Annotated in this window: 17 protein-coding genes; 4 read left to right on the top strand and 13 right to left on the bottom strand. The window is 64.1% G+C overall.

What is annotated here, in order from left to right:
• Nucleotides 1-5: 5 nt before the first annotated feature.
• From P5W98_RS12130 to gloA, 7 genes are all read right to left on the bottom strand, one after another.
• The gene (locus tag P5W98_RS12130; protein WP_421023143.1) at nt 6-1,271 is read right to left on the bottom strand and encodes an IS256 family transposase; all 1,266 of its coding nucleotides are present in this window, start codon (nt 1,269-1,271) and stop codon (nt 6-8) included.
• A 70-nt stretch (nt 1,272-1,341) separates the two neighbouring features.
• Entirely contained in the window at nt 1,342-1,611 is a 270-nt protein-coding gene (locus tag P5W98_RS12135; protein WP_421024741.1) for a Wzz/FepE/Etk N-terminal domain-containing protein, read from the bottom strand.
• A gap of 4 nt (nt 1,612-1,615) precedes the next feature.
• Nucleotides 1,616-2,056, bottom strand: a complete 441-nt coding sequence (locus P5W98_RS12140) for a low molecular weight protein-tyrosine-phosphatase (RefSeq protein WP_421024742.1) — start codon at nt 2,054-2,056, stop codon at nt 1,616-1,618.
• Between the two features lie 9 nt (nt 2,057-2,065).
• Entirely contained in the window at nt 2,066-3,592 is a 1,527-nt protein-coding gene (locus P5W98_RS12145) for a mannose-1-phosphate guanylyltransferase/mannose-6-phosphate isomerase (RefSeq protein WP_421024743.1), read from the bottom strand.
• A 58-nt stretch (nt 3,593-3,650) separates the two neighbouring features.
• Complete coding sequence (locus P5W98_RS12150; protein ID WP_434718056.1) at nt 3,651-4,958, bottom strand: polysaccharide biosynthesis/export family protein; 1,308 nt, start codon at nt 4,956-4,958, stop codon at nt 3,651-3,653.
• 11 nt (nt 4,959-4,969) lie between these two features.
• A complete protein-coding gene (locus P5W98_RS12155; protein WP_421024744.1) occupies nt 4,970-6,379 on the bottom strand; it encodes an undecaprenyl-phosphate glucose phosphotransferase in 1,410 nt (469 codons plus the stop codon).
• A gap of 709 nt (nt 6,380-7,088) precedes the next feature.
• On the bottom strand, nt 7,089-7,472 hold the full coding sequence (gloA, locus tag P5W98_RS12160; protein ID WP_322059844.1) for a lactoylglutathione lyase: 384 nt from the start codon (nt 7,470-7,472) through the stop codon (nt 7,089-7,091).
• A gap of 219 nt (nt 7,473-7,691) precedes the next feature.
• Between gloA and panE the strand changes: the two genes are divergently transcribed.
• Nucleotides 7,692-8,645 (top strand): 2-dehydropantoate 2-reductase, encoded by a 954-nt coding sequence (gene panE, locus P5W98_RS12165; RefSeq protein WP_421024745.1) that lies wholly within the window; start codon nt 7,692-7,694, stop codon nt 8,643-8,645.
• A 131-nt stretch (nt 8,646-8,776) separates the two neighbouring features.
• Here panE and rsmA read toward each other — a convergent pair whose 3' ends face one another.
• From rsmA to P5W98_RS12185, 4 genes are all read right to left on the bottom strand, one after another.
• A complete protein-coding gene (gene rsmA / locus P5W98_RS12170; RefSeq protein ID WP_421024746.1) occupies nt 8,777-9,604 on the bottom strand; it encodes a 16S rRNA (adenine(1518)-N(6)/adenine(1519)-N(6))-dimethyltransferase RsmA in 828 nt (275 codons plus the stop codon).
• A gap of 22 nt (nt 9,605-9,626) precedes the next feature.
• Entirely contained in the window at nt 9,627-10,649 is a 1,023-nt protein-coding gene (gene pdxA, locus P5W98_RS12175; protein WP_421024747.1) for a 4-hydroxythreonine-4-phosphate dehydrogenase PdxA, read from the bottom strand.
• Between the two features lie 23 nt (nt 10,650-10,672).
• A complete protein-coding gene (locus tag P5W98_RS12180) occupies nt 10,673-12,043 on the bottom strand; it encodes a peptidylprolyl isomerase (protein ID WP_421024748.1) in 1,371 nt (456 codons plus the stop codon).
• A gap of 102 nt (nt 12,044-12,145) precedes the next feature.
• Nucleotides 12,146-14,533 (bottom strand): LPS-assembly protein LptD, encoded by a 2,388-nt coding sequence (locus P5W98_RS12185; RefSeq protein ID WP_421024749.1) that lies wholly within the window; start codon nt 14,531-14,533, stop codon nt 12,146-12,148.
• Nucleotides 14,534-14,828: 295 nt separating this feature from the next.
• On the opposite strand from P5W98_RS12185, the gene P5W98_RS12190 reads away from it, so the two are divergent.
• Both P5W98_RS12190 and murU read left to right on the top strand, forming a co-directional pair.
• Nucleotides 14,829-15,878 (top strand): aminoglycoside phosphotransferase family protein, encoded by a 1,050-nt coding sequence (locus P5W98_RS12190; RefSeq protein ID WP_421024750.1) that lies wholly within the window; start codon nt 14,829-14,831, stop codon nt 15,876-15,878.
• Between the two features lie 84 nt (nt 15,879-15,962).
• Entirely contained in the window at nt 15,963-16,664 is a 702-nt protein-coding gene (gene murU / locus P5W98_RS12195) for an N-acetylmuramate alpha-1-phosphate uridylyltransferase MurU (protein WP_421025270.1), read from the top strand.
• 37 nt (nt 16,665-16,701) lie between these two features.
• Here murU and P5W98_RS12200 read toward each other — a convergent pair whose 3' ends face one another.
• Nucleotides 16,702-18,600, bottom strand: a complete 1,899-nt coding sequence (locus P5W98_RS12200) for an ABCB family ABC transporter ATP-binding protein/permease (RefSeq protein WP_421024751.1) — start codon at nt 18,598-18,600, stop codon at nt 16,702-16,704.
• Nucleotides 18,601-18,892: 292 nt separating this feature from the next.
• On the opposite strand from P5W98_RS12200, the gene P5W98_RS12205 reads away from it, so the two are divergent.
• Entirely contained in the window at nt 18,893-19,288 is a 396-nt protein-coding gene (locus tag P5W98_RS12205; protein WP_421024752.1) for an acyl-CoA thioesterase, read from the top strand.
• A gap of 72 nt (nt 19,289-19,360) precedes the next feature.
• Here P5W98_RS12205 and P5W98_RS12210 read toward each other — a convergent pair whose 3' ends face one another.
• A complete protein-coding gene (locus tag P5W98_RS12210) occupies nt 19,361-22,579 on the bottom strand; it encodes a sensor domain-containing protein (protein ID WP_421024753.1) in 3,219 nt (1,072 codons plus the stop codon).
• Between the last annotated feature and the right edge of the window lie 52 nt (nt 22,580-22,631).

The raw sequence follows: 22,631 nt of genomic DNA on the forward strand, positions 1-22,631 counted from the left end.
CGATTTCAAGCGGCGAGTTTCTGCTGAACCGGCCGATCGTCTTGCACCGGTTCGCCGTCCTTGAAGGCAACGCCCTCGAGCAACAGCTTGATCTTCTCCGGGCCGTTGATACGGCGCCAGGTTTTCTCAGCTTCCTCGATCAGCTTGAATGCCAGTCCGAGGAAGGTTGGTCGCGACACGCAGTTACGCGTGCGCGTCGTACGGTGGCGCACCGTCGCGAACGTCGATTCAATCGCGTTGGTCGTGCGCAGATGCTGCCAGTGCTCGGCAGGGAATTCGTAAAACGCGAGCAAGCTCTCCCGGTCCTTCTTCAACGTCTCGCTCGCCTTCGGATATTTGGCTGCATAGATCGACACGAAACGATCGAACGCGGCGTGCGCATCGGCGCGGGTCGCGGCCATCCAGATCGATTGCATGTCGGCCTTCGCGCGTGCCTGTTGCGACTTGGGCAGCGCGTTCAGTACGTTGCCCATCTTGTGAAACCAACAGCGCTGGCCACGCGTCGCCGGAAACACCTCTTCCAGCGCCGCCCAGAAGCCCATTGCGCCGTCGCCGACAGCCAGCCGTGGACCTGCCGTCAGACCGCGCTTTTTCAGGTCGAGCAGAAGCTCCAGCCACGACGCTTTCGTCTCGCGATACCCATCGCCGATCGCCACACGCTCTTTGCTCCCGTCCGGTTTCACACCAATGATGACCAGCAAGCATTGCCCGTCGGAGTTCTCACTGCGCAGCCCCGTGTGAATGCCGTCGACCCACCAATAGACGTAGTGCGACCCGGACATGTCACGCCGGCTCCAGGCCACATGCTCGTCGGCCCATTGCGCCTTCAGCCGGCTCACCACGTTGGCCGACAAGCCCTTGGCGTCATCGCCCAGCAGCACGCGCAACGCTTCGCCCATATCGCCCGTCGAGATGCCCTTCAGATACAGCCAGGGCAGCGCTGCGCTCACGCGAGGCGACTTCCTCACATACGGCGGCACGATCGTCGAATTGAACTTCACGCCCGACCCCGATCGATCGCGCACCTTCGGCACCTTTACCGCAATCGGCCCGGCGGCCGTCAACACCTCGCGCTCTGGCAAGTAGCCGTTACGCACCACGGCGCGTTGCCCGTGCAAAGTCTTGACGTTCGCGAACCGCTCCATCAGCTCCGCCAACTCCGCTTCGATCGCTTGCTGAATCACCTGCCGCGCTCCCTGGCGAACCAATTCGTCCAGGCCAAGCCCGACTCCCGATAGACCGACGACTGCTTTTTCCGTATCCTTGCTCATGGTGGATGGTTTGATGTTTGCTGGATTCCGACTTCGACAATCAGATTCTCAGCTGAAACCTCCACCGCCTTCAACTTCCCGCCTCAACTCCCCCGTACACCACTTCCGACTTTAGCTCCGCATCGTTGACCGATCCGGTACCGTCTTCCACCTGGATCATCGCGTCCGCACGATACTGTGGCGTCGCCAGCACTGCATATAGAGAGCCAATCAGCAGAAACGCCACTGCAACGTAGGCGATAGGCCGCCAGCCTTCACGGATCACCGTCAGGTGCTCGGAGAGACGAATCTCGTCGTCGTCGGGCAAATCGATAATCCTATTTTGATTCTGGAATGTCATGCAATTAGCTTGTTAAACGAGTGATCGCCTCAACCCACCGCTCCGTCCCTCGCTCGATCTGCGCGAGAGAGATCTTGAATGCCTCACGATCCAGTCGGTATGGATCAATCACATCCAGGCCTTCGTGTTCAGCAAGGCGATAAACACGTCCCCTTGCAAACGGGTACCTCCGCTCGATCGTCACCTTCTGATCGAGCGTCATCGTGAGAATCAGCTGTGCCCTTCTTACGTTATCCAAACTCAGCGACATCGCTATATGGCGCTTGATGTCGATACTGCGCTCCGACATCAGCTCGACTGCGATGGGGTCTGCGGGCTTCCCCACCAACGCACCGCAACCGGCAGAAATGACCTTCACGTTCGGCAATCGGCTCGCCAAAATGCCTTCTGCCATCGGACTCCTACATATATTCCCTTCGCAGACGACCAGAATGCAGGAGATCATTGCTTCCCCTCAGGCCCGGCCATAGGTATCCTCGAAACGTACGATGTCGTCTTCCCCGAGATACGATCCTGACTGCACTTCGATCAATTCGAGCGGCATTTTTCCCGGGTTCTCGAGGCGATGCGTCACGCCGAGAGGAATAAACGTCGATTCGTTTTCACCTAGCAGGAACCGATCTTCACCGCGGGTCACGCGCGCAGTGCCACTCACTACAATCCAGTGCTCGGCACGGTGATGGTGCACCTGCAGCGACAGGCAACCACCTGGCTGCACGACGATACGTTTCACCTGAAACCGCTTTCCCTGATCGATCGAGTCGTAATAGCCCCACGGGCGCCGAACTTTTCGGTGCGAGTTGGCTTCCGGCGCGTTTTGCTCCCGAATCCGGGAAACCAGCGCCTTGATATCCTGTACGCGCGACCGGTCCGCAACGAGTACGGCATCGGGTGTTTCGACAACCACCATGTTGTTGATGCCCACGCACGCAATCAGCCGTCCCTCCGAGTGGGCGAAGCTGGAGGTCGAGGCCTCGAAAACCACCCTGCCGCGCGCAGCGTTACCGTTAGCGTCTTTCTCGAGCGCCTCCCATACTGCGTCCCATGAGCCCAGATCGGACCAACCGGCTTCGAGCGGAACCACCACGCCCTGCGCGAACTCCGTCGTCGGACCGAGGTGCTCCATGACGGCGTAATCGATCGAGTCGGACGGGGACTGCATGAACGCGTCGTTCAGTGGCTTGAAGAACTGACCGTCCTGCGTCCCGTGTGTGTATGCGGTTACACAGGCGTCGTGCATTGCCGGATTAAGCGCACGCAACGTCTCGAGCCAAACGCTTGCGCGCATCACAAAAATCCCGCTGTTCCACCAGTACTGGCGCGACGCGAGATATTGCCCGGCCAGTTCGGCAGCGGGCTTTTCCACGAAGCTTGCGATGCGATGCGCTGCGCCAGTGAGCGATTCCCCCAACCGGATATAGCCGAAGCCGGTATCGGCGTGTGTCGGCGGAACGCCCAAGGCGACGATCGCACCGTCGCGCGCGTATTCAACCGCCTGGGCAATTGCGCGCTGAAACGCTGCCATATCGGTAATCGCATGATCCGCAGGCATGGCTACAATGATCGCGCTCGGGCTGTCCGTCTGTGCCGCAATTGCGGCAAGCGTAAGAGCGGGAGCAGTATCCCTGCGAGCGGGCTCGACAATCATCCTGGCTTGCAGGCCGCTCGCGTGAAGCTGCTCTACAATCGAAAAGCGATGCTCGTCGCCGCAAATAATAATTGGAGTGCTACATATTCCGGTTTCGCAGCGAAATCCCTTCATGCGCTGCATCGTGCTCTGAAGCAGAGTATCCCGGCCAAGGATGCCGATCAGCTGCTTCGGATACTGCTCGCGTGACAATGGCCATAGTCGCGAGCCGGCGCCTCCTGCAAGTACGACCGGCACGATTCGGACCTGACCCACTGAATCAAGCGGCGATTGCGAAACATCCCCACCTTCCTGGTGCTCGACTCGATCGATTTTCAACGCTTTGTTTTCCATAGGAATCACGCTATCCATATCTTCCGGGAGAGGCCGCACGCTTCAGCCCCACCGTCGATCACTTCGCCAATATCCCGGCCGTCATCCCTGCGTTGATCGCTGGCAACAGCAAGCTCAACACGCGGCTGAACCGGACGAGACCATTGCCGTCCACGTAGACCACATCCTTCGGTTGCAAATCGAATTCTTTGGCAACGAGCATCGCCACTGGCGAGCGCCCGTCGAGGTGGAACACCTGCGGCGTACCGTTGAGCGCACCACGTACGACAAACATCTGTGCGGCGTCAGCAGTCGAGGCATTCACACTGCCTGCCTGGGAAAGGGCATCCGCAAGCGTGATGCGCCCCGTGCGATTCGGTATGGCTGAAACAGGCTTGTTCACTTCGCCCATGACATAGACGTCGTTCTCGTCACGCGCGACGATGCGCAACCGGTCTCCGGAGCGCAGATACAGTCGCGATGGATTGAGGCCGCTCGCCAGCATCTGGGTGAGATTGATCGGGTGTGAAACGCCACCGCGCACGAGCACGAGCGCGCTCTGATCTGCGGAATCGGAAAAACCACCCGCGCGTGCAATTGCCTCATAGAGCGACATGGGCACGTCGTTGACGGCGACCACGCCTGGAGCATGGACTTCGCCATCCACGTAAATGTCGTGAGCGCGATAGGACGCCATGCGCACGGTGACCTGCGGCTTCACGAAGTATTTGCCTAACGCCGCGCTCAGACGCTTCTGCACGTCCTCGGTGCGCAAGCCGGCCACATGCAGCGTGCCCGCGTACGGGAACGTCAGGTCGCCCGACTGGTCGACCACGAAACCGGCGATCGGATCCCCCGGCCGTGTGGTGTTCTGCGCCGGTGTGCCACCGAGCGCCGCCGACAGTTCCGGGTGATCCCAAACGACGATCTGCAGCACGTCACCCACTCCTACTGTATAGGGCGGCGGTACGTCCGAAAGCAGCCTGGCCTGCTCCTGCCCGCTCTCTTCGCGCTGCTGCTGCATACGTCTTACGTACTCGACGTCGAGCTCGGTAATGGGAACGTCCGCTGTGGTGCTCACGGCGCTTGTCGCTTTGGCCGATTGCGATGCATCTGTGGTGGAGCCCACACTCGCGTCCGTATGTCCGGATGCGCCGTTGTCCTTGCCCACAGCAGCGGCAGCCGGCTCACTGGCACCAGAAGACGCCGAGGCCGCTGCGGGTGACTGCGAAACCAGCATGCGCATCCCCGGCGCAAAGGCGCAGCCGCCAAGCACCGCAACCATCGCCACGACGGCGCTAATACCCCCAATTCGTGCGGCGTCGTCGCGTCTGGATTGCAGGCGCACTTTCGCTGACCAATTCTTTAATCGAGTCACCACTTCCACTTTCCAGGCTGTCAATAAGCATTTCGATGAACCAGTCCCTTGAATATCGTGGCAAGAACAATTCGCATGTCGAGCCAGAAGGACCAGTTACTGAGGTAATAAAGATCGTGCGCGACGCGCCCCTGCATCTTCTCGATGCGGTCTGTCTCGCCACGAAAGCCGTTGATCTGCGCCCAGCCGGTAATTCCCGGCTTGATGCGATATCGATGGATGTAGCCGTCCACAATGTCCTGATACAGCTTGTCGTGCTCGATAGCGTGAGGCCGGGGCCCGACAACGGACATCTCGCCACGCAAGACATTGAGGAACTGAGGTAGTTCGTCAAGACTCGTGCGGCGAAGGAAAGCACCAACACCAGTCACACGCGGATCATCGCGCGTTGCCTGCTTGATCACACCCGCCGCTTCGGCGTGCACCCGCATGCTGCGAAATTTGTAGATGGCGAAAACCTTGCCGTTCGCTCCCTTGCGGCGCTGCGTAAAAAGCACTGGCCCCGGCGAAGAGCATTTGACGGCCACCGTGATTGCGAGGAGAACCGGTGCAAGCGCGAACAAGGCAAAAAAGGCGAATGTCCGGTCAAAGATTTCCTTGCCGATAAGCGAGTTCGATGCAATCGGCGAAGCCATCAAGTTGATCGCGGACGTGCCTTCGAGGCTGGCCATCCCCGCATCGAAAACTGTCAGTCCGCTCACGTCCGGAATGAACCGGATGTTGATAAGGTCATTACGAAATAGCTCGACAAAAGGGACAATCGTCTGCCCTTCCGAAAGCGGAATCGCGAGCCAGACTTCGTCGATATGGGAATTACGAACGTAATCGGCAAACGCTTCGCGCTCGCGAAACGTCGGCAAGCCAAGCGCCACATCGGAAGCTCGTAGCGCCGTGTCGAAAGCAGCTGTCACTCGATACACGGAGTCCGGTGTCGAGTTGATCTTGCACATAAGCTGACGGCAATTCGCCGTGTTGCCAACGACGGCGACCGTAGAGGTATGGGTGTTCTGGCTGGCCAGCCGCAGACAGATTGCATGTGCTGCAAGCCGGCAGAGCACCACCCCAGCCGCCGAAGCGATCGCCCAATCCCTGAGCCAGTCAGGCGCTGGACGGTAGGTGCGGTGAAGCGCCACGACAAGCAGGCAGGAGGCCATGAGAACAAAGAGCCAGGCGAGCACGGGCACACAGACGCAGCGCCAGAAGAGACGCCGGCGCGCGACACGGTACATCCCCCACGACGGGAAGAGCATGAGCGCCAGCAGCATGGAAAACGCAACCAGCGCACTGTCGTGGCCCGCCCCATCGGACATACCTGGCACTCGAGCTGTCAGAAGCGCGCCACCAGCAATCGCGATCACATCGGACAGACGCGCGAGCATGCCGCCGTTTCGGATCGGTACTGAAGCACCAGTGTGGGTAATCGAATGCATAGACTCTTCTTCGCCGGGGCGGATATCGCAGTGGATACGATGTAATCGGTCCATGCAGGCGCAAAAAAGCGTTCTCACCGAGTGCGCAAGTCAGTTGTCAAATCCCCGGACTTTCCGGGCATTGCCACCAGGAAGGAAGCAAAGCCTGCAAGGGTGACAAGACTCGCACTTCGCCACGCGTTCGAATCATGTTTGTGTGAACGGGACTAGCCGAGGGACGCCATGTACTTCCTGCAACCGGTCTACGCGAAGCCGCCGCATGTCGAACCGGTTTTTACTTCAGGGCCGAGTGCGGAGTCTCGGTTACTCACACTTTCGCGTATATAGGAAGACTCCTAAATGGCTTATGCCGATGCATGATGAATGCACGCACCGTAATCTCAATAACGACCCGCATGCGGTCCGCATCGACCTGATTCCATAATTTGTTATGCTAAATTTATGGGCGATGAAAATTGTATCGAATTATTTCGATACGTCTTGAGGTCAGAAATCGATTTCTCCGAACGGAAAATCCAATCTCGCCAAGCTATTTACCGATCAAACAAGTGAAAAAATAGCCGATTCATCAATTACGCAATTTTTAAATTTATATAAATGATTTGTTATTTTATTTTTAAATTAAGCAGCGCATTGTTAGCCGCATTTAAAGCTTGACAAGCATTTTGGAGCGGCGCCGGAAAGTCCCGACGCCGCGCAAGGCACAACCCTACTTCTTCTGAATAAACTCGATCTTGTACCCATCCGGATCGGTCACAAACGCAATCACCGTCGTGCCGTGCTTCATCGGCCCCGCCTCGCGAACCACCGTCCCGCCCTGGGCCTTGATCTTCTCGCAGGCGGCGTAGGCGTCGTCGACTTCCACGGCAAGGTGGCCGAAGCCCGTGCCCAGATCATAGGAAGGCGTATCCCAGTTATGCGTGAGCTCGATCACCGTGCCGTCGCGCTCGTCGGTGTAGCCGACGAATGCCAGCGTGAACCGGCCTTCGGGATAGTCGTCGCGGCGCAGCACTTTCATGCCGAGCAGCTCGGTATAGAACTTGATCGAGCGGTCCAGGTCGCCGACCCGGATCATCGTGTGCAGAAAGCGCATCGTGTACTCCGTTTTGCCATCGTAAAAACGCGACTGTACCAAAATCCCACTGGCCCTGCCGACGCCGCCAAGCCGCACCGGGCAAGCCGCGCCAGGCAGGCCGCGCCAAGCAGGCCGCCCCGATTTGCTCTAGCATGACGCCATCCCGAAACGGCCGGAGCCCGATGCGAACGGTCGCCGGCCAGCGTGGCCGATAACGAAAGGAAACAAGGAGTCGATATGCGGATTCTGGTGGTAGGTGCAGGCGCGACAGGCGGTTATTTCGGCGGACGGCTGGCCGCCGCGGGGCGCGATGTGACGTTCCTGGTGCGAGAGGCGCGCGCCGCGCAGTTGCGCCGGGACGGCCTCGTGATCCGCAGTCCGCACGCCGGCGATCTCACGCTGCGCGAGCCGAAGACCGTCACGCGCGAAGCACTCGAATCGCAAGGCGTACAGCCCTTCGATGTCGTGCTGCTGAGCTGCAAGGCTTACGACCTCGAAAATGCCATCGATTCGTTCGCGGCGGCCGTCGGCCCCAACACCGCCATCCTGCCGCTGCTCAACGGCATGAACCACCTGGACGTGCTCCAGGCACGCTTCGGCACTCAGGCGGTGCTCGGCGGCGTCTGCCTGATTGCGTCCACGCTTAACGAGAAGCGCGAGATCGTCCATCTGAACGACGCGCACGCCATCTCGTTCGGCGAGCTCGGCAACGGCGTCTCGCCGCGCGTGCAGGCCATTGCCGATGCGTTCGGCAATGCCGGCTTCAACGTCAAAGCCAGCGCGCACATCCTGCAGGAAATGTGGGAAAAGTGGGTGTTCCTCGCGACGCTCGCGGGCAGCACGTGCCTGTTTCGCGCGCCCGTGGGCGTCATCGTCGCGACGCCCGACGGCGCGGCAACCGTCGAGCGTCTTTTCGCGGAGTGCCGCACAGTGGCCGCCGAGCACGGCCATGCTGTGCGCGACAGCTTCCTCGAGCGCTCGCGCGCGATGCTGTTCGCTACGGGTTCGACGCTCACCGCCTCGATGCTGCGCGACGTGCAGAACGGCTCGCGCATCGAAGCCGATCACGTCCTCGGCGATCTGATCCGGCGCGGCGGCGCAGCGCAGCGCGCGTCGAGCGAGCTTTCGGTGCTGCGAATCGTCTACAGCCAGCTCAAGGCGTACGAGGCGCAGCGCGCCGAAGCGGGCTAAAGGGCATCGAAGAAGGACGAACGGCGACGCACCAGCGCCGCCGTTATCGAGTGCGCGCCTATCGCCTCATGCGGCCTCATGCGCGCTCAAGCCTTCGTTAGGGCCCTCGCGTGACCCCTCTTTGAGCCCCCTTACGCCTGCGCAGCCTTCCCCAGCGCCTGCGCAACGCGCACATACTCCTCCACCGGCACGTCTTCGGCGCGGCGCGCGAGATCGAAGCCGAGCGCCTCGAAATCCACGCGCTCGCGATAATCGCCGAGCGTATTGCGCAACATCTTGCGCCGCTGCGAGAACGCCGCCGTCACGAGCTCGCCAAGCAGCGCCTCGTCCACCTGCGGCAGTTCGTGCGGTGCATACGGGATCATGCGCACGATCGCCGAGTCCACCTTGGGCGGCGGCTGGAACGACTCGGGCGGCACGTCGAGCATCTTGTCCATCACGTAGCGGTACTGAAGCATCACCGTGAGGCGGCTATACGCCTTGCTGCCGGGCTCCGCCACCATGCGCTCGACCACTTCGTTCTGCAGCATGAAGTGCTGGTCGATCACGCGATCCGCGAAGGTCGCGAGATGAAACAGCAGCGGGCTCGAAATGTTGTACGGCAGGTTGCCGACGATGCGCAGCGTGGGCTTCTCGCCCGCCGCGGCGAGCGAACCGAAGTCGAACGCGAGCGCGTCGCCCGCGTGCAGTTCGAGCAGCGGCCCGAATTTCTTGGTGAGGCGCGCGATCAGGTCGCGGTCGAGCTCGACCGCGTGCAGCGGCGCTTCGGGCGTAGCAAGGCGCTCGACCAGCGGCTCGGTTAGCGCGCCGAGGCCTGGCCCGATTTCGACCATGCGTTCGCCGCGCTGCGGGCGGATGACGTCGACGATCGAGTCGATCACGCCCGTGTCGACGAGGAAGTTCTGGCCGAAGCGCTTGCGCGCGAAGTGGCCCTGGTGCTGTCTGCTGCTATTGGACATCCTGGTCAGATCAATGGGTCAATCAGATGGCGCGCCGGTGGCGGGCCATCGAAACGGCGGTGTCGATGGCGGCGATCAGGCTGCCCGCATCCGCGCGGCCGGTGCCGGCGAGGTCGAGTGCGGTGCCATGATCGACGGACGTGCGCACGATCGGCAGGCCCAGCGTCACATTGATGCCTTCGCCGAACGTTGCGTATTTCAGGACCGGCAGGCCCTGGTCATGAAACATGGCCAGCACGCAGTCGGCCTCGTTGAGGTAGCGCGGCTGGAACAGGGTATCGGCGGGATACGGGCCACGCGCATCAATGCCCGCGGCCGTGGCTTGTGCGAGCGCCGGCGCAATGACGTCGACTTCCTCGCGCCCGAGGTAGCCGTTTTCACCCGCATGCGGATTCAGTCCCGTCACGAGGATGCGCGGCGTGGCTACGCCGAAGTGATGGCGCAAGTCGTGGTCGACGATGCGTAGCGTGTCGAGCAGCCCGTCGATCGTCAGCGCCGCCGGCACGTCCTTGAGCGGCAGATGCGTGGTGGCGAGCGCGACGCGCAAGGGCCGCGCGCCGGTGCCCGCGAGCATCATGACGACGCGCGGCGTCTTTGTGCGTTCGGCCAGGTATTCGGTATGGCCGGTAAACGGCACGCCGGCGTCGTTGATCGTGCTCTTTTGCAGCGGCGCGGTCACGATGGCGTCGAACTCGCCCGCCATGGCGCCGTCGATGGCGCGGTCGAGCAGCGCCAGGACGTACGGGCCGTTGGCGGCGTCGAGCTTGCCGGCTTTCGCCGGCGCGGCGAGCGCAACGGGCTCGACGCTCACGTGCTGGCCCGCCAGCACGGCGGCCCAGTCGACGCCGGCCGCCGCCGCGCGCGTTTGCATGAGGTTCGGGTCGCCGAGCACGAGGAATTGCGCGCCGGGCCAGTGCGCCGAGGCGCCCGCGAGCGCGGCGGCCGTGAGCTCGGGGCCCACGCCGGCCGGCTCGCCGGTGGTGATGGCGATGCGAACCGGCCGCGGCCCCCGCGGCGCTGAAGACGATGAGGCGGGAGCATTCACGGCGCGATTCCTTCGAAGACGGGTCAGTGTTGCTGCGGCGGAGTCAGGCCGCCGATCTTGTAGTCGACGTAGGCAGTGTCACGCAACTGGCGCAGCCAGTCGGCGTAGGCCTGCTCCGCCTTGCGCTGGCCGATGGCCTGGCGCGCGAGATCCATCTGCTGCGCGACGGAGCCTTCGGCCTCGCGGCGGCCCAGTACCTGGATCAGGTGGTAGCCGTATTCGGTGCGCACCGGGTCGCTGATCTGGCCGTCCTGGAGCGTGTTCATGGCGCGCTCGAACTCGGGCACGGTTTCGCCCGGGCTGATCCAGCCGAGGTCGCCGCCCTGCGAGGCCGAGCCGTCCTGCGAGTACGTGTGCGCGAACTTCGCGAAATCGCCGCCCGCCTGCACTTCCTTCTTGATTTCCAGCAGCTTCTGGCGCGCCTGCGGCTCGGACGTGCCGTCGCCCACGCGCAGCAGGATATGACGCACGTGCGTTTGCACGAGTTGCGGCGCCGAGGCGCTCGTACCCTGCCCCTGGCGACGCTCGACGAGGCGAACGATTTCAAAGCCGTCGTTGGTGCGGATCACCGAGGGATTCACTTCGCCCGGACGCAGCGTGGACGCTGCCGTCACCAGTTCGGGCGGCAGCTTCGCGGGCGGCAGGAAGCCCATGTCGCCGCCCTTGCTGGCGTCGGCCGCCTGCGAGTTGGACTTCGCGAGGCTCGAGAACTTGCTGCCCGACTGGGCCTGCTTGAGCAGATCGTCGGCCTTCTTCTGCGCGGCCTCGATGTCGGTCTGCGACGCGTTCAGCGGCGCCTTGATGAAGATGTGCTCGAAGTGCAGGTCGTTTTGCTGGCCCGCGTTCGGCCCGCGCTGGCTCGCGATGTAGTTCGCGACTTCGGCGTCGGTGACCGAGATCTTGCTGTCCACTTCCTTCTCGCGCAGCTTCGAGAGCGTGAGCTCGGTGCGCGCGTCGCCCATGAACGTCGCCCACGGCACCCCGGCCGCCTCGATGCGCGTGCGGTAGGTGGCGAGGTCCATGCCGTTGGCCTGGGCCAGACGCGCGAGCGTGCGCTGCACGGCGGCGTCATCGACCGCAATGCCGTCTTCCTTGGCCTTTTGCAGCTGGATGCGCTCGAGCACCATCTGGTTGAGCACCTGCGCCTGCAGCTGGTCCATGGGCGGGACCGGCGCGTTCTGCTGGTTCAGGCGGCGCGTGATGAGGCCAACGCGGTTGTCGAGCTCGCGCTGCGTGATCACACCGTCGTTGACGACCGCCGCGATCGTGTCGGCGGTGCGGCCGCCGGCGGGCGCCAGCCCCTGTGCGAACGCCGGCGCGGCCGGCAACAGTCCTGCGACAGCGAAGAGGCTCGCAGCAAGCGCTGCCAGGCGAAGCTTTTTCATGATTCCCACTGATACTCCAAAGTTGGCGGGCAGCTTCGCCCGTCTCTATGCAACCGACCTCGCGCTGTATCCGAACGCCCGGCCCTGCGGCCGCATGCGCTGGTTCACGCGTTATTGGTAATCCGTGAAGCGCGACGGCAGCGGCAACTGCCCCGGCGGCTGCGTGTAGCCCGGCACGCTGGCCTTGAACGCCGAAACGAGTCCGTTGTCCACGTTCGACAGCCCCTTGAGCGTGAGCTGCGCGAGAAAACGCGTGGACGAATTGTTGCCGCCCGTGGTGTTGATCCCGTTCGCATAGCGCTGCACGCCAACGCCGAGCGCCCAGCAATCCGCGTCGTACTGCATGCCTACCAGGCCGTCGACGATCTTGTGGCCGTTCAAATCGTAGTTGAAGCGGCCCACAGCGTACACCCGATGCGAGAACGGCCATTGGGCCGAAATCAGGATCTGGTTGATCGGCTGATTGTCGAGCGTGCTGTTGTTCTCGCGCGTGTAGCGATACGCGACGTTCAGCACGCGGCTCGGCCCCGGGCTATAGCCGAAGCCGACGCTCGCCTTGGTCAACTGGCCCGCGTCGGCATTATATTGGAACGCCGTTTCCGAAGCGAAACCGCCCCCGATCTTTAGCGACATCCCCGCAATCAGGTCGGAATGCGCCGATCCCGAAGTTGGGGCCGGTTCACCCGCGATGGGCGGCAGCAGCGTGACGCGCTGGTCGGTGAAATAGTACTGCTGCGCGATCACGAAACGCGCGCGCTCGTCGCCCGTGGCCGCGTCGATGAAGCGCGTGGTCAGCGCCGCCGTGAGGCGGTTCGCGTCGGCGATGCGGTCGTTACCGACGAAGGTGTTGGGCGTGAAGATCTCCGCGAGGCCGAAGTCGGCCTCGGCGGTATCAAAAAGGGGCGCGAAGTCCTGGTTGCGGTACGGCGTGTACACGTAGTACAGGCGCGGCTCCAGGGTCTGGATATAGTCCTGGCCGAACAGTTGCACCGAGCGGTCGAACACGAGCCCCGTGTCGAAGCTGAAGGTCGGGATCGATTCGGTGAAGCTCTTGGGCGTGCCCGCGGGCGAGCCCGTGCCGATGTTGCTCAGGTTGTAGTCGGCGAAGTGCCATTGCACCTTCGGCGTGACGAAGTAACCGGGCCCCATCAGCGAGTACGACAGGTACGGATTGAAGACGACGCGGTCGCCTTCGGTCGCATCGGCCGTCGTGATGCGGAAGCGCGAGTAGTCGGCTTCCATGCCGTAATCGAAGCCGCCCACGTTGTACTTCGCGTACTTCACATTGAGCTCGGGCTCGCGGCCGTACGGCGCGACTGACGGTGACAGCGTCTGCCAGTGCTGGTAGCGGCCGAGCACGGACCACGGCCCGTTGTTGTATGTCAGGCCGGCTTCCTGCTGATACAGCGTCTGCGTGCCGTTCAGGAACTGATTGGCGGGCGACGCCAGATCTTCCGGATAGGTGTTGTCCGAAACCTTGTTGTAGTAGATGTAGCCGCCGAACCCGTTGCCGAAGTTCTGGTTGTGCTGGATGAACAGCGCATAGCGGTTGGTCTTCGTGATCGCGTCGTTAGGCAGGAACGTGCCGGTAATCGAGCCCGAGTAGTTCGTCGACAGATACCGGTAGTTGCCCTCCAGGAACACGCCGCGTTTCGAGATGATCTCGGGCGTGAACGTGAAGTCGCGGTTCGGCGCGATGTTGAAGTAATACGGCATCGACAGCTCGAGACCGTTCGTCGAGCTGATGGAGAACGTCGGCGGCAAGAGGCCGCTGCGGCGTTCGCCCGAAAGCGGAAACGTGAACCACGGGCTGGCGAGGATCGGCACGTTCTGGAAGAACAGCACGCCGTTGTGCGCGACGCCTTCGTCGGCGCCCGTGTCGAAGTCGAATTCGGTGCCCTTGATGTACCAGGCCGGATCCGACGAGCACTGGCAGGCCGTGTAGGTGCCGTTGGTGAGCACCGAGCGCTCGCTGTCGAGCAGGTCCGCACGCTCGGCGCTGCCCGAGCCGCCTGTGGCCGAGAAATGGTACTTCGGCGCGGGCATGAAGCCTTCGTTCGCCTCGACCTTCAGGTGCGCTTCGGGGCCGGCGAAGGTGGTGCCGCCCTGCGAGACCACGACATTGCCGTAAGCGTCGGCCATGTCGGTGTCCTGGTCGTAGTGCAGCGCGTCGCCCTTGACGACGTTGGTGCCCTGGCGCAACTCGGCCGCGCCCTTGACGGCGAAGTCGGTGCCCGACGTGCCGGTGGTCGATTCGCCGAGCACGAACGTGGCCGGGCGCTGGCCCGGCGCTTTTGGCTGGTCCTCGAGCTGCGGGGAAAGGCGCAGGCTCCACGCGTCGTCCAGCCGCTGGGGCTGCGCAGCGTCACCCGCAAGCTGGGCGTGCGCCAGCGCGGGCATGAGACCCGGCATGGCCACGAGCGCCGCGATGAGCCGCCGCTTGCCCGGCACGCCGTCGTCACTTTTGGAGATCGTCTGGAAATACTGTCTGGGCGGCATGTATGGTTTTGGCGTATCGGCCCGTCAGCCTGCCCGCCCATCACGGCCCTGGCGCCAGTGCATCGACGGATGAACCCCGGCCCGGGCGAGAATCCGGTTGGGGGCGACGGTCAAAGCAACTATCAAGGCAACCCAAGGAAACTGCACGCACAAATATTTACAATTCATCGGATGATGGACTGACGATAAATGTGGTGAGCGAACCGTCATGCAGGCTTTGGCGCGAGTCGCGTCAAAAAAGTCGTGGGGTATTATATGGCAAGACGTTGATCCACTGATTCTGCCTCCGGTTTTCATGACCCTCACTGCCCCGCCTACCCCGGCCGATGCCCGCCGCGACCTGCTCGCCGCCTGGCTCGCCGGTCACGCAGAAAAATACGCACTCGACCTCGCCACGTTCGCCCCGGCCTCCGCCGACGCGAGCTTTCGGCGCTACTTCCGGCTCGCGAGCGCCGGCGCGCACGGCGCCACGCTGATCGCCGTCGACGCGCCGCCGCCAGAAAAATGCCGCGAATTCGTGCAGATCGCCCAGTTGCTCGCAGCAGCCGGCATGCACGTGCCGCGCGTGCTGGAAGTCGATCTCGACGCCGGCCTCATGCTCGTGACCGACCTCGGCACGGCGCCCTACCTCAAGGCGCTCACCGAAGCCGGCCCCGGCCCGCAAGCGCGTGCGCTCATGCGCGACGCCATCGACGCGCTGATCCGCGTCCAGCTCGCCTCGCGCGAGGGCGTGCTGCCGCCGTTCGACGATGCGTTCTTGCACCGCGAGATGGAGCTCATGCCCGAGTGGTATCTGGAGCGCCACCTGGGCCGCAAGATCGACGAGGTCACGCGCGGCATGCTCGATCGCACCTTCGCGCTGCTGAGCGCGAGCGCGCTCGCGCAGCCACGAGTCTTCATGCTGCGTGATTTCATGCCGCGCAATCTCATGATCGCGACGCCCAACCCCGGCGTGCTGGACTTCCAGGACGCCGTGTACGGCCCGATTACGTACGACATCGCCTCGCTGTTGCGCGACGCGTTCCTGAGCTGGGACGAGGAGTTCGAGCTCGATTGCTTCGCGTACTACTGGGAGCGCGCGAAGAAGGCGGGGCTGCCCGTGGATGCAGACTTCGGCGAGTTTTACCGCCAGCTCGAATGGATGGGCCTGCAACGCCACATCAAGGTGCTGGGCCTGTTCTGCCGCATCAACTACCGGGATGCCAAGCCGCACTATATGGCCGACCTGCCGCGCTTTCTCGACTACGCGGGCAAGGTCGCGCACCGCTATCGGCCGCTGGCGCCGTTCGCGCGGCTCATCGACGAGCTGCAGGGCACGAGCGCCAACGTCGGTTACACGTTCTGATCGCGCCGGCTCACCACACTCACTCACAACAAGGTCGAATTCATGACGCGTGCCACTGCAAGGGACACGGCGGAGCGCACGGCGATGATCTTCGCCGCCGGGCGCGGCGAGCGCATGCGCCCGCTCACCGATACCTGCCCAAAGCCGCTGCTCGAAGCCGGCGGCAAACCGCTCATCGTCTGGCAGATCGAGCGGCTCGCCGCGGCGGGCTATACGCGCATCGTCATCAATCACGCGTGGCTCGGTGCGCGCATCGAAGCCACGCTCGGCGATGGCGCGCGCTTCGGCGTGCAGTTGCTCTACTCCGCCGAGACCGATGCGCTGGAAACCGCCGGCGGCATCGCGCAGGCGCTGCCGCTGCTGGAGCGCGCCGGCGAGCCGGCCGTGTTTCTCGCCGTGAGCGGCGACGTCCACAGCGATTACGACTTCGGCTTGCTGAGCGCACGCGCCGAGGCGCTCTCGATGCAGTCCGAGCCGGGCATGCATCTGGTGATGGTGCCCAACCCGCCGTTTCATCCGGCCGGCGACTTCGCGCTGGGCGCCGACGGCCTGCTCGCGCTCGACGGCGCACCGCGCTACACCTTTGGCAACATCGGTCTCTACGACACGCGCATGTTCCGCGCGCTGCCGCGCGGGCAAAAGCGCGCGCTCACGCCGTACTACCGCGAGGCCATCGCGGCGCGGCGCGCGAGCGGCGAACTCTTCGAGGGGCTCTGGGAGAACGTAGGCACGCCCGCGCAACTCGCGGCGCTCGACGCCGCGTTGCGCGCGCCGCAGCGCGGGTGATACACGGCTGAAGCGCCCAGCGCCCGGTCAAGCGCACTCAATGCCCGCGCCCGGCGTCAACCGGAGCTGCCTCGGCTCTGGCCCGCTCCGCTTCGCTCGCGCGCTGCTGCTGCAGCGCCCACATCTGCGCATAGTGGCCGTCGGCCTGCAAAAGCTCCGCGTGCGTGCCGCGCTCGACGATGCGCCCGTGATCCATCACGATGATCTGCTGCGCGTGAATGATCGTCGATAGCCGGTGCGCGATCACGAGCGTCGTGCGCTCGCGCGCGATCTGGTCGAGTTCGTGCTGGATCGCGCGCTCCGAGCGTGAATCGAGCGCCGAAGTCGCTTCGTCGAATAGCAGGATCGGCGGATTCTTGAGCAGCGTGCGCGCGATCGCGACGCGCTGCTTCTCGCCGCCCGAGAGCTTCAGCCCGCGCTCGCCCACCGGCGTGTCATAGCCCTTCGGCAGGCTCTCGATGAACGCGTGAATGTGCGCTGCGCGCGCCGCCGCGATCACCTCTTCGCGGCTTGCCGAGGGCCGCCCATAGGCAATGTTGTAGTAGATCGAATCGTTGAACAGCACCGTGTCCTGCGGCACGATGCCGATCGACGCGCGCAGCGAATCCTGCGTCACCTCGCGAATATCCTGGCCATCGATCGTGATGGCGCCGCCCGTCTCCTTGTCGAGATCGTAAAAGCGGAACAGGAGGCGCGAAAGCGTCGACTTGCCCGAGCCGCTGTGGCCCACCACTGCCGTCGTCGTGCCCGCCGCGATGGTGAAGCTCACGTCATGCAAAATCTGGCGCGCCGGCTCGTAGGAGAAGTTCACGTGCGAGAAGCGCACCTCCGCGCCGCGCACCGCGAGCGGCGGCGCGCCCGGCGCATCGGGCACCTCGCGCGCGACCGTGAGCAGGTTGAACATGCGGTCCATGTCGGTGAGGCTCTGCTTGAGTTCGCGATATACCACACCGAGAAAATTCAGCGGAATGTAGAGCTGCAGCATGAAGGTGTTGATGAGCACGAGATCGCCCAGCGTGAGCTTGCCCGCCATCACGCCCTGGGTCGCGCGCCACAGGATGAAGACGAGCCCCGTGCCGATAATCGCCTGCTGCCCGAAGTTGAGCACGGAAAGCGACTGCTGCGAGGTGATCGCCGCAGCGCGATAGCGGCGCAGGTTTTCGTCGTAGCGCTGCGCCTCCCAGGCTTCGTTGCCGAAGTACTTCACCGTCTCGTAGTTGATGAGCGAATCGATCGCCCGCGAATTCGCGCGCGAATCGAGCTCGTTCATCGTGCGCCGGAAATGCGTGCGCCACTCGGTGACCTTCACGGTGAAGACGATGTACGCGGCCAGCGCCACGAGCGTGACGATCGCGTAGTACGCCTCGTATTTCACCGTGAAAAAGCCCAGCACGAGCCCCACTTCGACGAGCGTCGGCAAGATGCTGTAGAGCGAGTACGAGATGAGCTGCGTAATGCCGCGCGTGCCGCGCTCGATGTCGCGCGACATGCCTCCGGTCTGCCGCTCCAGATGAAAGCGCAACGAAAGCGAATGCAGATGTCGGAACACCTTGAGCGCGACCTGGCGCACAGCGCTCTCCGTCACCTTCGAAAACAGTATCTCGCGCAGCTCGGTGAACAGCGAAGTCGACAGACGCACCACCGCGTAGGCCACCACGAGGAGCCCCACGCCGCCCATCAGCACGATGCCGGGCGCGTGCTCGGCGCGCCCGAGCGCAGTGAGGTGCTGCACGGCCGCGAGGTTGTCGACGATATGCTTCATCACGACCGGCACGCCCAGGTTGGCGACCTTGGCGCCGATCAAGCAGGTGAGCGCAAACGCCACGCGCCATTTGTAGGCGGTGAGATAAGGCAGCAGCGAAACGATGGTCTGCCAGTCGTTGCGCGGCCCGACAGCGGGCGGCGCGGGTTCGTTGGAAGCGGGAAAGCGGCGCATGGGCGAGCGGCTATGAGCGTGCCGCGGGTGTGCGCCCGAAGCATCGAGGGCGCGCGCGGGGAGCACGGCATCGGGTTGGAGGAGTGGAAGACGGGTTCCGGAGCGCACCGGCGCGAGGCTGTGACTGGGCGCCGTTCCGGCCGCACCGCCGCGCCTGCGGCTTTCCCGTACAATTCCTGACACCGTATTGTCGCAGAAGGCCGCTCGCGCCGCTGACGGTCGCCGGGCGCGGCCCGTTGTTTCAGCGTCGCTGCTCGAGCCCCGCCAATCCTGCCCCTTTCATGGACACCCGATGACCGACTCCTCACCGCTCCCCCAGAAGCCCCCCGCGCTGCGCGTCATGCCGCAGCCCTCCGACGCCAACGTCCATGGGGACGTGTTCGGCGGCTGGATCATGTCGCAGGTCGACATCGCAGGCTCGATCCCGGCCAGCCGCCGCGCCAATGGCCGCGTCGCGACCGTCGCGGTGAACTCGTTCGTGTTCAAGCAGCCGGTGTTCGTCGGCGACCTGCTGAGCTTTTACGCCGAGATCGTCAAGACCGGCACGACCTCGGTGACCGTCGAGGTCGAGGTCTACGCCCAGCGCATGCGCCTGGCCGACGAAGTCGTGAAGGTCACCGAAGCGACGCTCACTTACGTGGCCACGGGCAACGACCGCCGCCCGCGCCCGCTGCCCGAGGTCGCATAAGCGCCCGGACACGCACCTGACTGGGCGTGCTTCAAGGCCTGCGCGCCGTGAGCGAGCGCGAGCCTCAGAGCCTCAAGCGGGCCACGCGAGGCCCGCGCCCTCCTCGTACGCCACGCTCGCGCCCAACAGCGCCGCAGCTTCTTCCCCCGGCATCGGCGGCGCGAAGAAATACCCCTGCAGTTCGTCGCACGCGCGCTCGCGCAGGAACGCGAACTGTTGCGACGTCTCCACGCCTTCCGCGATCACCTGGAGCCGCAACTCGTGCGCAAGCGCGATGATGGCGGCCGTGATGGTCTCGTCGTCGCTGCTGTTGCCGATGTCCGCCACGAACGAGCGGTCGATCTTGAGCCGGTCCACCGGCAGTCGCTTCAGATAGCTCAAGCTCGAATAGCCCGTGCCGAAATCGTCGATGGCAATGCCCACGCCCGCCTCGTGCAGCGCATTGAGCATCGACACGGCTTCTTCCGTATTGCGCATCAGCGTGCTCTCGGTGAGCTCGACTTCGAGCCAGCACGGGTCGAGCCCCGTCTCCTGAAGCACGCCCTTCACCAGTTCGGTGATATCGCGCTGGTGGAATGTCTTCGCCGAGAAGTTCACCGAAACGCGCACGGGCGGCAGCCCCGCGTCCTGCCACGCGCGGTTCTGCCGGCAGGCCTCGCGCAGCACCCAGTCGGATAGCGGGCCAATCAGGCCGCTTTCCTCGGCCACGGGAATGAATTGCGCGGGCGACACGAGCCCCGCCTCGGGATCGCGCCAGCGCACCAGCGCCTCCATGCCCACGATGCGCCCGCCCTCGATCTCCACCTGCGGCTGGTAATGCAGCAAGAACTCGCCGTCGCGCAGCGCACGGCGCAAGCGCCGCTCGAGGTCCATGCGCGCGCCCGCGCTCGCATTCATCTCCGGCTGATAGAACTGGAACGTGTTGCGGCCCAGTTCCTTGGCGCGGTACATCGCAACGTCGGCCTTCTTGAGCAGCGCCTCGGCGTCGTTGCCGTCTTGCGGGTACACGCTCGCGCCCATGCTGCAACCGACATAGAGCTCGGTGCCGTCGATCCAGACGGGCTCCGAAATCATCGAGCGCGCTCGCTCCATCCAGCTGATCAGCACTTTTTCGTCGATGGTCTCGGTCAGCACGATCACGAACTCGTCGCCGCCGTGGCGCGCGACGGTATCGCTCGTGCGCGTGCAGCGCGTGAGCCGCTCGGCCACCACGCCCAGCAAGCGGTCGCCCACGCTGTGGCCGAGGCTGTCGTTGACGTTCTTGAAGCCGTCCAGGTCGATGAACACCACGGCCACGCCGCGCTGGTGGCGCTGCGCCGAAACGAGTGCCTGCTGCAGGCGGTCGCGCAGCAGGTTGCGGTTGGGCAGTTGCGTGAGGCTGTCGTAATTGGCCTGGTATTCGAGCTGTTCCTGGTAGCGGATCAGCTCGGTCACCTCGTTGATGATGCCGATGTGATGCGTGATGCGGCCGTCGAAATCGGGCACCGGCGCGATCAGCAACTGGTTCCAGAAGAGCGCGCCGTCCTTGCGGTAGTTGCGCAGCACGGTGTTGACTTCGCGGTTCGAGATCAACGCCTGGCGCATGGCGATGAGTCCTTCCTGGTCGCGGTCGTCGCGCTGCAGGAAGCGGCAGTCCTGACCGATCACCTCGGCGGGATCGTAGCCGGTGATGCGGCGGAACGCCGGATTCGCATATTCGATCAGGTTGCTGCCGTCCGGCCCCGGCGCGGTGATCAGAATGGCGTTCACACAGGCGTCGAGCGCGCGGCTTTGCAGGCGCAGCGCGAGGTCGGCGCGCTTGCTCTCGGTGGTGTCCGAGTAGCTGCCGAGCACGCCTATCACGCGGCCGGCGCCGTCGAGCAGCGGCAGCTTGCTCGCAAGTATGGTGCGGTGCACGTCGCCGATCGTCAGCTCTTCCTCGAAATTGACGCGCGGCAGGCCCGACTCGATCACTTCGCGGTCCTGTGCATGCAAGGTGCTTACGTAGGCGTGCCATGGCAGATCCTTGTCGGTCTTGCCGACGATCTGCTCGGGATAGGCCAGACCCGCATCGCGCGCGAAGGCCATGTTGCAGCCCAGATAGCGCGATCGCACGTCCTTCCAGAAGATCCGCTGCGGGATGTTGTCGATCACCGTCTCGAGCATCTGGTTGGAGCGCTGCGCCTCGACCTCGGCCTTGATCTGCTCGGTCACGTCGTCGGCGAGCACGAACATCGCCGCCCTGCCCTGGAAGACCAGCGAATGGTGCGAGATGTCGGCGCTGATCAGCGAGCCGTCGCGGCGCACATGACGCCAGATGCCTGCCATCGTGCGCACGTTCTGCGTGAGCGTGTCCAGGCGCGCGAGATGCTGTTCGAGCCGCGCCACGTCGTCGGCCGGGCGGATGTCGCGGATCGTCATCGCGAGGAACTCCTCCTCGCTGTAGCCGTACTGCTGGATCGCCGCCGCGTTGACCGCGAGAAAGCGCAGCGTTTCGCGGTCGAATACGTACATCGGCACCGGGTGGGCGTCGAACAAGCCATGGACGCGCTCGTTGCGTGCCCGCGTGCCGGCAAGCGCGCGCCGCTTTTCGCGCTCGGCGTTCTCGCGGGCGCCAAAGGTATGGAGCAGCAGCGCGGCGCCCGAGAGCATCGTCACGATCAGCAGGATCGACGCGCGGCGGCCCATGCTCGACGACTCGGCGAACGCACCGGCGAGCGCGCGATCCTGTTCGCCCTGCAAGGCCGAGAGCGTGGCATCGACGCGGTCGGCACGCGCATCGAGCCGAATGTATTCGCTGGCGATCCAGGGCGCGACGTTCGCCAGCGCGGCATCGGTGGTTTTCGTGGCATCAGCTCGCGCAACAGGGAGTGTCATGACTTGCTCCGCGCTGCCTTGCACGCGGGCATCGGCAAGCCGCGCCTGGGCGCGTGAAAGCGTTTCGTCGATCTCGCGCGCGAGCCGCGTGGCTTGCCCCGCTACGGCGTCAAAACGCTGCGCCTGCGCGGGGTCTCCAGCCAGTTCGGCACGCAATGCCTGCGCCATATTGCGAAGCTCGGCGGCGCGGCCCTCGCGCTCGCCGGACGACTCGGTCGCGCCGCCAGCCTCGATGCGGCCAAGCGCGGCAAGCCCGCCGCCCAGCGCAATGCGAAAATGGTCCAGATCCTGCCGTACGCGCGCGGCCTGCACCGCCCGCTCGTCGATTTGGCGCTGCGCGCCGATCTGCGCCCACGCCACGAACGCGTTCGCGCCCACTGCTGCGGCAACGACCAGCAGGTTGATGAGGTGCCGCTTCGAGTAATGAAGATTCATGAATGCCGAACGCCGTTCGCCCCCGTGCGGCGGGCACGGAAAGACTGCTTAC

Source organism: Paraburkholderia sp. A1BS-2L (genome assembly GCF_051125205.1).
Classification (GTDB): Bacteria; Pseudomonadota; Gammaproteobacteria; order Burkholderiales; family Burkholderiaceae; genus Paraburkholderia.

Coding starts and splice junctions, on each gene's coding strand:
- P5W98_RS12135 (WP_421024741.1), bottom strand. CDS start 1,611: ATGACATTCCAGAATCAAAATAGGATTATCGATTTGCCCGACGACGAC.
- P5W98_RS12145 (WP_421024743.1), bottom strand. CDS start 3,592: ATGGAAAACAAAGCGTTGAAAATCGATCGAGTCGAGCACCAGGAAGGT.
- gloA (WP_322059844.1), bottom strand. CDS start 7,472: ATGCGCTTTCTGCACACGATGATCCGGGTCGGCGACCTGGACCGCTCG.
- P5W98_RS12190 (WP_421024750.1), top strand. CDS start 14,829: ATGACCCTCACTGCCCCGCCTACCCCGGCCGATGCCCGCCGCGACCTG.
- P5W98_RS12200 (WP_421024751.1), bottom strand. CDS start 18,600: ATGCGCCGCTTTCCCGCTTCCAACGAACCCGCGCCGCCCGCTGTCGGG.
- P5W98_RS12155 (WP_421024744.1), bottom strand. CDS start 6,379: ATGCATTCGATTACCCACACTGGTGCTTCAGTACCGATCCGAAACGGC.
- P5W98_RS12140 (WP_421024742.1), bottom strand. CDS start 2,056: ATGATCTCCTGCATTCTGGTCGTCTGCGAAGGGAATATATGTAGGAGT.
- murU (WP_421025270.1), top strand. CDS start 15,963: ATGATCTTCGCCGCCGGGCGCGGCGAGCGCATGCGCCCGCTCACCGAT.
- panE (WP_421024745.1), top strand. CDS start 7,692: ATGCGGATTCTGGTGGTAGGTGCAGGCGCGACAGGCGGTTATTTCGGC.
- P5W98_RS12205 (WP_421024752.1), top strand. CDS start 18,893: ATGACCGACTCCTCACCGCTCCCCCAGAAGCCCCCCGCGCTGCGCGTC.
- P5W98_RS12185 (WP_421024749.1), bottom strand. CDS start 14,533: ATGCCGCCCAGACAGTATTTCCAGACGATCTCCAAAAGTGACGACGGC.
- rsmA (WP_421024746.1), bottom strand. CDS start 9,604: ATGTCCAATAGCAGCAGACAGCACCAGGGCCACTTCGCGCGCAAGCGC.
- P5W98_RS12130 (WP_421023143.1), bottom strand. CDS start 1,271: ATGAGCAAGGATACGGAAAAAGCAGTCGTCGGTCTATCGGGAGTCGGG.
- P5W98_RS12210 (WP_421024753.1), bottom strand. CDS start 22,579: ATGAATCTTCATTACTCGAAGCGGCACCTCATCAACCTGCTGGTCGTT.